Annotated in this window: 11 protein-coding genes and 1 tRNA gene; 4 read left to right on the top strand and 8 right to left on the bottom strand. The window is 68.1% G+C overall.

Annotated features, from left to right (window positions below; translation table 11 throughout):
* Positions 1 to 6 precede the first annotated feature (6 nt).
* The 5 genes from kdpF to P3T37_RS34190 form a co-directional block, all read right to left on the bottom strand.
* Positions 7 to 96, bottom strand: a complete 90-nt coding sequence (kdpF, locus tag P3T37_RS34210) for a K(+)-transporting ATPase subunit F (RefSeq protein WP_035794954.1) — start codon at positions 94 to 96, stop codon at positions 7 to 9.
* 418 nt (positions 97 to 514) lie between these two features.
* Positions 515 to 2554, bottom strand: a complete 2040-nt coding sequence (locus P3T37_RS34205) for an APC family permease (RefSeq protein WP_280727839.1) — start codon at positions 2552 to 2554, stop codon at positions 515 to 517.
* A 283-nt stretch (positions 2555 to 2837) separates the two neighbouring features.
* Positions 2838 to 4703 (bottom strand): APC family permease, encoded by a 1866-nt coding sequence (locus P3T37_RS34200; RefSeq protein ID WP_280727838.1) that lies wholly within the window; start codon positions 4701 to 4703, stop codon positions 2838 to 2840.
* 233 nt (positions 4704 to 4936) lie between these two features.
* On the bottom strand, positions 4937 to 5455 hold the full coding sequence (locus tag P3T37_RS34195; protein WP_280727837.1) for a universal stress protein: 519 nt from the start codon (positions 5453 to 5455) through the stop codon (positions 4937 to 4939).
* 192 nt (positions 5456 to 5647) lie between these two features.
* A tRNA-Tyr gene (locus tag P3T37_RS34190) sits at positions 5648 to 5729 on the bottom strand.
* A gap of 200 nt (positions 5730 to 5929) precedes the next feature.
* Here P3T37_RS34190 and P3T37_RS34185 point away from each other — a divergent pair.
* From P3T37_RS34185 to mug, 4 genes are all read left to right on the top strand, one after another.
* Positions 5930 to 6418 carry a YajQ family cyclic di-GMP-binding protein gene (locus tag P3T37_RS34185; RefSeq protein WP_280727836.1) on the top strand — a complete coding sequence of 163 codons (489 nt, stop codon included), beginning with the start codon at positions 5930 to 5932 and terminating at the stop codon, positions 6416 to 6418.
* Between the two features lie 972 nt (positions 6419 to 7390).
* Positions 7391 to 7972, top strand: a complete 582-nt coding sequence (locus tag P3T37_RS34180) for a hypothetical protein (RefSeq protein ID WP_280727835.1) — start codon at positions 7391 to 7393, stop codon at positions 7970 to 7972.
* A gap of 994 nt (positions 7973 to 8966) precedes the next feature.
* Positions 8967 to 10031, top strand: a complete 1065-nt coding sequence (locus P3T37_RS34175; RefSeq protein WP_280727834.1) for a phosphatase PAP2 family protein — start codon at positions 8967 to 8969, stop codon at positions 10029 to 10031.
* Between the two features lie 15 nt (positions 10032 to 10046).
* Positions 10047 to 10595 (top strand): G/U mismatch-specific DNA glycosylase, encoded by a 549-nt coding sequence (gene mug, locus P3T37_RS34170; protein ID WP_280727833.1) that lies wholly within the window; start codon positions 10047 to 10049, stop codon positions 10593 to 10595.
* A 3-nt stretch (positions 10596 to 10598) separates the two neighbouring features.
* Here the strand turns inward: mug and P3T37_RS34165 are convergent, their stop codons facing one another.
* The 3 genes from P3T37_RS34165 to P3T37_RS34155 form a co-directional block, all read right to left on the bottom strand.
* Entirely contained in the window at positions 10599 to 11000 is a 402-nt protein-coding gene (locus P3T37_RS34165; RefSeq protein ID WP_280727832.1) for a YccF domain-containing protein, read from the bottom strand.
* Positions 11001 to 11070: 70 nt separating this feature from the next.
* The gene (locus P3T37_RS34160) at positions 11071 to 11784 is read right to left on the bottom strand and encodes a creatininase family protein (protein WP_280727831.1); all 714 of its coding nucleotides are present in this window, start codon (positions 11782 to 11784) and stop codon (positions 11071 to 11073) included.
* 14 nt (positions 11785 to 11798) lie between these two features.
* Complete coding sequence (locus tag P3T37_RS34155) at positions 11799 to 13085, bottom strand: hypothetical protein (protein WP_280727830.1); 1287 nt, start codon at positions 13083 to 13085, stop codon at positions 11799 to 11801.
* Positions 13086 to 13240: the final 155 nt, after the last annotated feature.

Below are 13240 nucleotides of genomic sequence, written 5' to 3'. Positions count from 1 at the left end.
CTCATGTCAGAACTTCTCCGGGAAGATCAGCGCCACGACGAGATAGCCGACGAGCGCGACAGCGACGATCAGGCCTGCGATGTTCTCGACACTCATGAGGCCACCTCGCGCACCTGGGACGGGACAGGGGTAGGGAGAGCGGTCACAGCTTCTCCACCCCTCGGGCGATCAGAGCGAGGACGGCGAACACGGCGACCGTGATACCGACGAAGACGACGTCGAGCATGGGCTCCACCAAGGTGGTTCAGGGGACCTGGGCCGTGCGCGGCCACTGGGCCTCACGACACCGGCGGCAGGCCGGCTCATGTAGGAAATCAGCCGTTCGGCGGGAACCGGTGAGTCCTGACGCCGTCCATACGGGTGGAATTCGAACGTTGACGCGACCTTGATGGGCTTCGCCGCGCCGTTGTCGTCCCGTTGTCGTTCCGTTGCCTTCGCCCCGCGCCTCAGGGCATGACGAAGCCCCCGGCGCGCGGTCGAAACCGCGTGCCGGGGGCCTGCTGCGTCAGCTCGTTCAGCCGACCTTGTGAACCGAGCCGGCGACGTCCTTGTTGGCGGCCGGTTCGCCGCGGCGCACCGAGCCCGGGGCCCGGCGGGCCGGGTGGTCGGCGCGACTGGAGGAGGAGAGCTGCCAGGGCACGCTGATCACCATCACGCCGGGGGTGAAGAGCAGCCGGCTCTTCAGCCAGAGCGCCGACTGGTTGTGCAGCAGGTGCTCCCACCAGCGGCCGACCACGTACTCGGGGATGAAGACCGCGACGGCGTCGCGCGGACTGTCACGCCGCACCGAGCGGACGTACGCGACCACCGGCTTGGTGATCTCGCGGTACGGCGAGTCCAGCACCTTGAGCGGCACCTGGATGTCGAACTCGGCCCAGCGCTCGCGCAGTTCGTCCGTGGCGTCCTTCTCCACCGCGACGCTGAGCGCCTCCAGGGTGTCCGGCCGGAACGCCTGGGCGTAGCCGAGCGCCCGCAGCGTGGGCTTGTGGATCTTGGAGACCAGGACGATGCCGTGCACCTTGGAGGGCCGCACCGACTCCGCGTGCGGGTCGTCCACCGACAGCTCGTCGGAGACCGAGTCGTAGTGCCGGCGGATGCCGCGCATCATGCCGAACAGCAGCACGGCGGCGACCACGGCGAGCCAGGCGCCCTCGGTGAACTTGGTGATCATGACGATCACCAGCACCAGCGCGGTGACCACCGCACCGAAGGAGTTGATCACCCGGGAGCGCAGGGCGCCGCCGCGGATCTTCGGATCCGTCTCGGTGGTCAGCAGCTCGTTCCAGTGCCTGACCATGCCGATCTGGGACAGCGTGAAGGAGGTGAAGACGCCCAGGATGTACAGGTGGATCAGGTTGGTGACGTCCGCCTTGTACGCCCAGAGCAGGAGCATGTTCACCGCGGCCAGCGCGATGATGCCGTTGGAGAACGCCAGCCGGTCGCCGCGGGTGTGCATCTGCCGGGGCAGGTAGCGGTGCTGCGCCAGGATCGAGGCCAGCAGCGGGAACCCGTTGAAGGCGGTGTTCGCGGCCAGGATCAGGACCAGCGCGGTGACCGCCTGGATGAAGTAGAAGAGGAAGCTGTGGTCGCCGCCGAAGATCGAGGCGGCCAGCTGGGCGATCACCGTCGGCTGCGAGGCCGTGTGGCAGTCGCCGGGGTAGTTCAGCAGCTGGCAGGTGTCAGTGGTCTTGTGTACCTTGGCGATCAGCGCCAGCCAGGTGATCCCGATGAACATGACCACTGCGGTGATGCCCATCACCGCCATCGTGGTGGCGGCGTTCTTCGACTTCGGGGACCGGAAGGCCGGCACGCCGTTGGAGATCGCCTCGACGCCGGTGAGCGCGGTGCAGCCCGAGGCGAAGGCGCGCAACCCCAGCATCAGCAGGCCCAGGCCCGCCAGGGTGTCCTTGTGGTCCACCGGAATGATCGCGTACTGGGCGCTGGAGGCCACCGGCGGGTGGCCGAAGGCGGCCTTGAGCAGCCCGGTGATCACCATCAGCATGATGCCGCCGATGAACAGGTAGGTCGGCGCGGCGAAGGCCTTGCCCGACTCGCGCACCCCGCGCAGGTTGACCGCGGCGAGTATCGCCACGAACAGGACCGCCATCAGGACCCGGTAGCTCCCCAGACCCGGGAAGGCCGAGATGATGTTGTCCACCCCGGAGGCCACCGAGACGGCCACCGTCATCACGTAGTCGACCAGCAGCGACGCGGCCACCACCAGGCCCGCGTTCGGTCCCAGGTTGCTGGTCACCACCTCGTACGAGCCGCCGCCGCTCGGGTAGGCGTGCACGACCTGGCGGTAGGACATCACCACGACCGCCATCAGCGCCACCACGCCCGCCGCGATCCACGGGGTGAGGTAGAGGAAGGCGGTGCCCCCGACGGTGAGCACCAGCAGGATCTCCTCCGTGGCGTAGGCCACCGAGGAGAGCGGGTCGGACGCGAAGATCGGCAGCGCGAGGCGCTTGGGGAGCAGGGTCTCCCCCAGCTCCTCGCTGCGCATGGCCTGACCGATCACGAGGCGCTTGAGCGCCGAGGGCACGTTGAACACAAGCGCGAGCGTATGCGTCCGAACCGTTAAGACGACCATCGACTCGCGGGGGCCCCGCGGGCCCTGCACACCCATCCGGCCGTAGGTTTCCGCAGGCCAGATGGGGTGCCCTCGGGAGTGGACCAGGCCGCCGTCGGCATTAAGGCCCGGCGTTGGTGGGGCGTAAAAATATCGAGTTGTAACCAGATATCTAGGTCAACCGTGACGTATCAGCTTGGTTCTCACGGCAAATAGCAGCCTTGAGCCTCGGATCCGCAGGTGACCATGCGTGGTTCGGGCTGCCTCACATGCGCAGCCGCAGCCGGCAGACCACCGCGTCGGTGCCCAGGCGCAGGGCCCGGTCGATCAGCGCACCCCGCTGGTTCTGCAGCGCCCGCTGCCAGAGGTGCACCGGCTCGACCTCCGCGATCAGCACCGTGATCCGGTCGTATGCGTGCTCGGTGCCGAGCTCGTTGACGAAGGAGACCAGCGGCCGGCCCAGCCGGCGGTGCCCGTCCGGGGCCTCGACGAGCGGCACGCCCGGCTGCCACAGCTCCCAGTCCCGGCGCAGCGCCTCGGTGGCCTGCCGGTCCTCGGCGTCCGGGTCGGTGTGCACCACCGTCACCGCGAGCACCTCGTCGCCGAGCGAGACGGCCGCCGAGAGGGCCTCCCTGGTCAGCCGCGAGATCGACATCACCGGCACCACCACCAGCGAGCGCTGACGGACCACCGGTCCCGGGATCCGGCCGAGCTCCAGGCGCTCGCCAATCCGCCCGTACGCCCGGTGGATCAGCTCGAAGAGCAGCACCATCAGCGGCAGCGCGACCACGATGCCCCAGGCACCCTCGGTGAACTTGGTCCCCGTCACCACCAGCGTCGCGACCCCGGTCAGCAGCGCGCCGAAGCCGTTCAGCAGCGCCCGGCCGCGCCAGCCGTCACCGCGCTCCCGGTACCAGTGCTTCACCATGCCGACCTGGCAGATCGTGAAGCCCACGAAGACGCCGATCGAGAAGAGCGGCACCAGGCTGTTGACGTCGCCGCCCGAGCAGATCAGCAGCGCGGCCGAGACCGCCGCCAGAAAGAGCACGCCGTGCCGGTGCACCTGGTGGTCGGCGCGGAGCGCGAAGACGTGCGGCAGGTGGTTGTCGCGGGCCAGCAGGCGCAGCAGCACCGGCAGTCCGCCGAACGAGGTGTTGGCCGCCAGCGCCAGCAGCACCACAGTGGCGAACTGCACCAGGTAGAAGCCGAAGCCATGGCCCAGCGAGGCGTCCGCCAACTGGGCGAGCACGGTGACGCCCTGCACCGGCTGGAGGTGGAAGCGGCCGATCAGCACGGCCAGCCCGACGAGCATCACCCCGAGCACCGCGCCCAGCGCGATCTCGGTGTTCTGCGCACGCTTGACCCGCGGCGCCCGGAAGGACGGCACGGCGTTGGCCACCGCCTCCACCCCGGTCAGCGCCGAGCAGCCGGAGGCGAAGGCCTTGAGCAGCAGCAGCGCGCCGACACCGGTCGCGTTGTCGGCCAGCCCCGAGGCGTGCCCGGCCGCGGCCGCCGTACTGGCCGGACCGGACCGGAAGAGGCCGATCACGATGATCGCCATGATCGACAGCACGAAGATCGCGGTCGGCGCCATGAACCAGCGGGCCGACTCGGCGATCCCGCGCAGGTTCACCAGCGTGACCACCGCCAGCACCGCCAGGCAGAGCCAGACCCGGTCGTCGTACAGGCTCGGGAAGGCCGAGGTCAGCGCGGCCACCCCGGCGGTCACCGAGACGGCGACGTTCAGGATGTAGTCGACGATCAGCGAGGCCGCCGCGGTCAGCGCGGTGCGCTGCCCCAGATGCGCCTTGGCCACCGCGTACGAGCCGCCGCCGTCCGGGAAGGCCGCGATCACCTGGCGGTAGGAGGCGGTCAGCACGCCGAGCAGCAGCGCGATCGCCGCCGTGACCGGGAGCGTGAAACCGAGACCGTAGCTGCCCGCCGCGGCCAGCACCAGGACGATCGACTCCGGCCCGTAGGCGACCGAGGCCATCGCGTCCAGCGAGAGCGCGGCCAGTCCGCCGAGTGCGGACAGCTTGTCGGGCTCCTTGGCCGGCTTGGCGGACAGCCCGGTATCAGGGGGTTGCTCGATCAGGGTCGCGACCAGCGCCGGGTCGGGGGTGGCAGACATCGAACGGACCTCCAGGGATCGGGTGCTTCGCTGATCGGGTGCTTCGCTGATCGTCCGCGCCGCCTGGAGGCGGTTCACCTGGTCGCTACGCGTTCGATACGCCGCACCCGGCACCCTTGACGCCGCCTTGACGTGAGGTCACGCCCACGCGCCGTCAGTTCCCCCGCCCTCCCACACAGCCCGGACCTGGGAGAAGGTACCGGTAGGCCGTCCGGCACCTCACCTGCGGCCCCTCATCCGCCGGGCACCGGCTCGAACGGCAGGTGCCAGGCGGCCCGGCGCTCGATGGCCGCCAGTTCCCGCTGCAACGCCGGCCGCGGCACACTCAGCACCGGGCACCCCGCGTGCTGCACGCAGTACGCCGTCACCGACGGGCGCAGCGCCCGCCGTAGCAGGCCGCCACCGCCGGCGCCGACGACCAGCAGATCGTCCGCCCGGTCCGCCGAGCCCACCAGCGCCGCGCCGGCGTCGTCCCGCACCACCTGGCAGCTGAACGGCACCCCCACCACCCCGTCCGGAAACGCCTCCCCCACGGCATCCCGGATCCGCTGCACCGCAGCCGCCCGGCAGGCCGCCAGCAGCGGCGGGCACGGCGAGCGCCGAAAGCCGTACTCGCCCCCGGGCGGCGTCCAGGCCAGCACCGCGAGCACCTCGCCCCCCGCCCGCCTCGCCTCGTCCACCGCCTGGTGCAACGCCGCGAGACTCCCGAGCGACCCACTGACACCGACGACGATCCGCCGCTGCTGGCGCATGACTGGCCCTCCTACCGGTTGCGATCCCCCCAGCAAACCGGCCCCACCCCCGCCGAGCGCCACCCCTGACACCCCCCTGACGCCCCCACCCGATTTCCGAACGCCCCCCTGACACCCCTCTGACGCCCCCGAGCATGCAAAAAGACCGGCCCCGAACCGCGTTTCCGCAGTTCAGGGCCGGTCTCGATCCTGTGGCTGGTGTAGGGTTCGAACCTACGTAGGCTGAGCCGGCAGATTTACAGTCTGCTCCCTTTGGCCACTCGGGCAACCAGCCAGGATGTTCGTCTCACGGCGCTTACGCCCCGTTCGACGTCGTAAACGATACCTGATGGCAGGGGGTGCTCCGCCACTCGATTGGTCACGTGATGATCAAGAGGTCGGCGGACGGCGCCGCTGGATAGGCTGGGGCCGTGACCGCTCCGCATCCGGCGGAGCGCCGACAGTGCCGCCGACACCGCAAGGAGACCACCACAGATGGCCGACTCCAGTTTCGACATCGTCTCGAAGGTCGAGAAGCAGGAGGTCGACAACGCGATCAACCAGACCTCCCGCGAGATCGCCACCCGCTACGACTTCAAGAACGTCGGGGCCACCATCGGCTGGACCGGCGACAAGATCGAGATGAAGGCGAGCGGCGAGGAGCGGGTCAAGGCGATCCTCGACGTGCTGCAGACCAAGCTGATCAACCGCGGCATCTCGCTGAAGGCGCTGGACGCCGACGAGCCGCAGCTGTCCGGCAAGGAGTACAAGATCTTCGCGACGATCCAGGAGGGCATCTCCCAGGACAACGCCAAGAAGGTCTCGAAGATCATCCGCGACGAGGGCCCCAAGGGCATCAAGGCGCAGATCCAGGGCGAGGAGCTGCGCGTCTCGTCCAAGAGCAGGGACGACCTGCAGACCGTGCAGGCGCTGCTCAAGGGCAAGGACCTGGACTTCGCACTCCAGTTCGTGAACTACCGCTAGAGCAGGGATCTGACCTGCTGAAACGCCAGCTTCCCAGTCAGGGAGGGCACAGTGCTCAATCCTTCGGCACTATGCCCTCCCTGACGTGTGAACGCATGGCAGGCGGGGGGACTGGCCTCCGCCGCCCCCACCGACTGGCACGCCCCGGCCCAGCTGACGCCGTTCGAGGGCCACGAGGCCTTCCGGGGCCCGAGTGCCGGGACAGTGCTGGACTTCCGACGCTGCGTAATGCCCGACCTCCACACCGACACGACCCGGGGGCACCTCTTGGGCGGCGGCCCGAGTAGTGGAGCGGGCCCCGATCCGGGTCGATCAGCTGCTGCCGGCCCGGATCGCGCCGCACTGAAAGTCGATGTGTTCAACTTCCAGACCGAACAGCTCCTCCGCGGCGGCAGACCTACCGGAGGAGCGGCTCCGGCCTTGATATCCGGGGGCGAAGCCGTAGGACACCCGCAGCGTCGGTTGCACCAGGTCCTCGACGGGACCACCCCATGGAAAACCGATTTCCAATTCGGGATTGGCAGTTCCATTATTTAATCTGCAGTCAACCGAATGTGATCATTGCGCGGCGATTTGCCCCATTCATCACCGGGATACCCTCAACTCTTGCTCAGGTTTCCCCAATTTGCTTGATTCCCCATAGTCGTCGGACCGATGATCTGAATGCACCCGAAGTTCCCGGGTCATCAGATCAACCAAGCCGGGGGTGAAAAAATGGGGATTCGACAGAAGAATACTGTTCGGCGCATGGCAGGCTCTTCCCGTTTGTCACAACAACCAACACCAACACCGAGGGCGGCGCCTACACTGTTCCCGCCGGTAAGTGGGGTGGGATCACCGCCCACCCGCTGTACGACAACTTCTCCTTCACGACGTACGGCACGTTGGGGCAGCCGACGGGCAGCGGGTCGGCTCTTCACCCGGTGGGCTTCTGCTACGAGACCTTCGCCAACTAGGGGATCCAGTCAGCTTATGCGCCAAAAAAGGCTCATCGCGGGTGCGGCGGTCGCCCTGACCGTCGCACTCGCGGCCTCCTGCACCGGAAGTCACCATTCCGCTTCGGCTGAGCCATGGAAGCTGAGGGAAACGCCGGCCATCCAGGTTCCGGAGTCAGTCAGAACGGCAGTCGATGCCCCACCGGTCAATGGCCAGCCAAAGATCATCGGCCTGGCCACCGTAGCCGGCGCCGATATTGCTCTGGTAATTCGCGGGAACACCTGCGGCGCCGATCTTCTCGCACATTCGGCCACTGGCGAATCCTCGAACACGGCACGGACCGGGATAGGCTCCCAGCGCCCCACCGACAACGGACCACAGCCTCGTACCGGATTCCCCGGGGCCATTTTCTCGGGCGCTTACAGTCAGGCACACGGCCTCGCCTCACCGTATTTCGACTACCTCGACGTCGGATGCGCAGGCGATGCCATGGTGATCCGCCTCGAGGGCGTACCAGCGACGGCAACCGTCGACCTCCACGGAGCCTCGGTCCAGAGCTGGCGGGCGGACAACTACCTGTTCATCGGCGTCGGCAGTCCGGCAGACCTGAAGCACTGATCTGCGCGGAGTTCATCGCCGCCATGCGGGCCGTCACCGGTACGGCACCCGCCGGCAAGAACGTCCGGCGGGCTGCATGCCCATGCGCATGCGGCGGTGACGAGCGGTACGACTGGCACGGCCAGCATGCGGAGGCCATCAAGCCGGGCGATCGTGGTTCCAGCACCCACTCCAGTGGGAGCGGAAGCAGGAGGGCGGCCCACGCGACGGGTACGTATGTTCGCGACAACGGTGGCACTGGTCGCCGCGGCAGCCTGCGCCAGCAGCCATCAGGTTGTCACCAACGCGCAGAGCAACACCCCGCAGCCGTCTGCCAGCTCAGCGCAGTCCTCCACCTCGGCTGCTTCGAGCCCAGCCCCGGCAACGTCGTCGGCTCCGGCGGCCGCGTCGGTGAGCCCAACTGTCGATAAAGTCCGCAAGTGAAGCCAGCGCGCCCAAGGCCCTTCAGGGCCCGAACCCTGGATTTCCAGCCTGGACTTGCCCCGCGAAGTTGAACCCGCCCGACAGGGCGCACCCAGGGCACATGCGGATGGAAAGCGGCGCTGATCAGTGGAAACTCGCGACACGAGTCTTCGCAGGTCAGCAGCATGATCGCCAAAAACCCGCAGGTCGGCGTCGCGGTAGCGGCGCCCTCACCCTTTGTCGTCCGCGCTCGCGGGGTGACAGGGGGCGAGGGTTGCGGGCGGGGTGAACGGGAAGGCGAGGTGTGGGGGAGGTGGAGAATCCGGGTGTGGACACGGTTGGAACCGTGGAGAAACGTTTCTGCCCCGGAAGCAAGCCCACCAGGTGACCCTACGGACTACCCGCTCGATCAGTTTTCTGAAATTTTGGTGTGCTCCCGTCGACCCGCCCAGGGCAGACGGCAGAGCACGACGGTGTTGGCCGGGTCCGGCTGAGTGCGAAAGAAGTGCTTCCGCGCTCAGTGATTCTTAAAGATTGCGCTGCTACGTTGACCCGGCTCGACCGACCTGACCTCGCGAAGGGGACGCCACCGGTGACCAGCCTGTTCCACTCCGCACGCCCCACCGCCGACACGGTGCGATCCGAGGCGCCGAGCGCCGCGCTCCGGGGCGCGGGCTGGAGATCCCGTTTGGCGCAGGTCCGGGCCAAGGCCCAGTACCTGCGCCTGCTGGCCTGGCCCGTCTACATCGTCTCGCTCTGGCGGTACGTCAACAAGAACGGCCTCCCCTACAACAACGACCTGGTCTTCGTCTGGCTGATCGGCGCGCTGATAGCCGCCGCGGTGCACAGCGGCAACCGCTTCGGCTGGCTGCGCGTGCTCCGCGACTGGGTGCCGGTGATGGCCGCGGTCTGGGCGTACTCGTTGCTGCGGGGCTACGGCTCGCACACGCCCTGGGCCGTCCACTGGGCACCGCAGGTGGCGTTCGACAAGGTGGTCGGCGGCGGACAGGTGTGGACCGTCCACCTGCAGCACTGGCTGTACACCCCAGGTCACCTGCACTGGTACGACTACGCCGCGACCACGGTCTACATGTCGCACTTCTTCGCGGTCTTCGTGGTGATGGCCGTGCTCTGGCGCAAGCGACACGACCGGTTCACCCGTCTGGTGGCGCTCTATCTGGCGCTCACCTTCGCCGCGTTCGCCACCTACGTGCTCTTCCCGGCCGACCCGCCGTGGCTGGCGGCCCAGAACGGGCACCTGCCGGCCATCACGCGCATCGTCCAGGACGTCCTGAACCAGAGCGGCCTGCCGCGCGCAGGGTCGCTGTTCGAGAACGGCAGCCGCTTCGACAACGACGTGGCCGCGATGCCCTCGCTGCACGCCTCGTACCCGCTGCTGCTGACGCTGTTCTTCTGGCCGGTCGCCAAGCGGCGCTGGGTCAAGGTGCTGCTGGTCGCCTACCCGCTGGCGATGGCGTTCAGCCTGGTCTACGGCGGCGAGCACTTCGTCGTCGACATCCTGGCCGGCTGGACCTACACCTCGGCGATCTTCTTCGGTCTCAACCACGTGCTCGACCGCCGGGCCAGGATCCGCGAGGAGCGCCAGGCGGCCGCAGCTCGGCCGAAGAGGCAACCGGCCCAGAAGGTCCGCGCGTAGGGGCAGACTGGGGCCGTGCAGACTCCTTTCCGCCCCACTGCTCAAGACCTCGCCGCCGCCCGTGACGTGACCATCCCCGACATCACAGCCCCCGGGCTGCGGGTGCTGTTCTGCGGCATCAACCCCGGGCTCTGGTCCGGGGCGACCGGGCAGCACTTCGCGCGGCCCGGAAACCGGTTCTGGCCGGCCCTGCACCGGTCCGGCTTCACCGAGCGCCAGCTGCGGCCCGACGAGCAGCGGGACCTGCTCGGGCTGGGCCTGGGCATCACCAACGTGGTCGCCCGGGCCACCGCGAAGGCGGACGAGCTGACCGCGGACGAGTTCCGCCAGGGCGGCGAGGCGCTGGTCGAGCGGGTGGCCCGGCTGCGACCGCAGGTGCTCGCCGTGCTGGGGCTCGGGGCGTACCGGACGGCGTTCGGACGTCCGCGCACGGCGGTGGGCCGCCAGCCGGACGGGCTGGGCGACACCGACGTCTGGGTGCTGCCGAACCCGAGCGGCCTCAACGCGCACTACACGCTCGACGCGCTGGCCGCGGAGTTCGCCGCGCTGCGCGAGGCACTCTGAGACTCAGCGCCCGCCGAACCCCTGGTCCGAGGAGACGACCTCACGGCCCAGCGGCATCAGCGAGATCGGGATCATCTTCAGGTTCGCCCAGCCGAACGGGATCCCGATGATCGACAGGAACAGCGGGATGCTCGTCACCAGGTGCGCCAGCGCCAACCACCACCCCGCGAAGACGAACCAGATCACATTGCCCACGAAGGACCCTGCCCCGGCGTCCGGCTTGTCCACCGTCGTGCGCCCGAACGGCCACAGGATGTAGCCAGCGATACGGAAGCTCGCAATGCCAAATGGAATCGTAATAATAAGGACACAACAGACAATTCCAGCGATCGTGTAGCCGATGGCCATCCAGATCCCGCAGAAGACCAGCCAGATCACGTTGAGAACGAACTCGATCACCTTCATAGATCCAGCCTCCCACTCCTTGCGGGCTCCGACCACGGCACACACGCTCGAAGCAGGGCCCGGGACGGCTTCAGCTCTCCGTAAGGATCGCCAGGTGGGCAGCGGCCGATCGGGACAGGCTGTCCAGGAGGGCCTTGCCCTTGGTGGCGGTGGCGAGGGAGGGGCGGCCGATGATGCCGTTCTCGGTGTAGCCGGCCATGCCGAGGGTCAGCAGGTGGGGGCGGTCGGTGGCGACGTGGTCGTCCGCGGCGATGCCTTCGCGGACCAGCTCGGGGGCGCCGTGGAGGAGGATCGAGACCTCCAGCTCTCCGCCGTGCATGTCCTCGGCGCCGCTGCTCTCCAGGCCTGCGTGTTCGCGGGCCTGGTGCCAGTCGTCGCGGACGGGGAAGAGGGCCAGGTTTCGGCCGGTGGTGTTGGCTTCCTGGACGACGTTGGCGAGGACGTAGTTGCCGCCGTGGGCGTTGACGACGAGGAGGCCAGGGACGCCGGATGCCTGGAGTGATCGCCAGATGTCGTTGATGACGGCGTAGAGGGTGGTGGCGCTGATGCTTACCGTGCCGGGCATCGGTGCGTGCTCGTGGGAGCAGGCGATGGTGATGGGCGGCAGCAGGAACAGGTCGTAGTCGTCGGCGATCCGGCGGGCGATCAGGCTCGCGATCACGGTGTCGGTGGTGAGTGGCAGGTGGTCGCCGTGCTGTTCGAAGCTGCCGACCGGTAGAACGGCCACCTTGGGCCCTCGACGTCGCTCGTCCCCGGAGGTTGCGTTGGTGATCGTTGCGTCCATGAGCCCAGCTTTACTCATTGGCTGGCTCGAAGGCCATAGGCGGCGACACCTCGGGCGAGCGTGAACCGGGCGGTGAAGGCGGCAACTGACGGCACGTCGCTCCACTGTTGGAGGGCCTGTTCTGCTGCTGCCAACTCGCCCATCGCGCGGGCGGACTCGGTGTCCAGCACGATCGACAGTGCCCGGCCGGCGGCTTCAGCTCCCTGCTCCGGTTCGCCGGCGGTTGCGTAGGCTCGGGCCAGCCGGGAGAGGTAGACGCCGTGGTCGTTGCGGTACACCTGCGGCAGTATCCGCAGCTCCGACTCAAGCGCCTGGGCAGCCCGCATCGGCTCTCCCGACTCGATCAGGTAGTTGGCCCGCTGCATCTCGACGTATGTGGGCGTGCAGTAGGACGTGTCCAACGCGGTGTCTTCCTGCGACGCGGCAGCTCCGGCCAGAGCGAGTTCGTGAGCCTCGTCGAACTTCAACTGGGCGAATCTGGGATTGCCCAGCAGCGCGTGCCCCTGGGCCTCCTGCTGAGCGGCAAGTGCACGGATGGTGACGGTTACTCCCGGCGCCCGTTGCGCTGCTCGGGCAAGCGAGACAGCCTGTTGCGGACTGCGGCGTGCCGTGGCCTGGTTGCTTTTGCGGAACAGGACGTACGCCGCCATGACGTCGTCGCCGGTCTGCTGGGCCCACTCCATCGCTCGATCGGACCAGTAGGTCGCCTGGGTGAAGTCGCCGAGGTCCTGGTGCAGCCAGCCGAGGAACTCGGCGATCCGGGCGCCCAGGGTGAGCAGTCCGTCCCTGGCTGCTCCGTCGGTCTGTGTCTGGAGCCGGTTGATCACTCGAAGATGCCGCTCCACGGAGTCGAGCGCGTGGCGGGCACCGAGCAGGTTCACGGTCCGGTAGTGATTGGGCATGAGCGTTCGGATGTGTGCGGCAAAGAACTCCGGATCGATCAGAGGCCCCGGGCCGGCCTCGTCGTTCTCCAGGCCGTGGCTCTGGGCCTGCTTGGGGACTACCGTGCCACCGTGTTCCCAGGCCCGCTTGGCGAGGCCCAGCATGCTTCCGGGGATGTGGAGACCGTCGGCGATCCGCTCGACGAGATCGATCTTCTCGATCTTCCGCTTGCCGGAGATGGCCTCACCGACCCGACTGGGCGTCAGATCGCATGCGCGGGCGATCATTGAGGGATAGACGCCCGCCTGCTTGAGCAGGCGAAAGACGGCTCCGAACTCCCGCGTTCGACAAGCGGTGATCATCTCGGGATCCGTCAGGATGGCGCGCGGCAGCCCATGCGGCGGCTGGGCTGCTGTCACGAGTGTCTCCTCGGGCTTCGACGGATCTTCCGGTCGCTTCAAGCCAGTTGACTACGTGCGAGTTTACCCACGTTGGGTAATCGCGCTGGGTATATCCCGTGACTGCCGTTTGCCGATGCTGGAGTCAGACGCCGGAACTGCCGGCGCCGTACGGC

This window comes from Kitasatospora sp. MAA4 (genome assembly GCF_029893355.1).
Taxonomy (GTDB): domain Bacteria; phylum Actinomycetota; class Actinomycetes; order Streptomycetales; family Streptomycetaceae; genus Kitasatospora.
The sequence above is the reverse complement of the archived record's forward strand: the minus strand, read 5'-3'. Positions and strand labels throughout refer to the sequence as shown.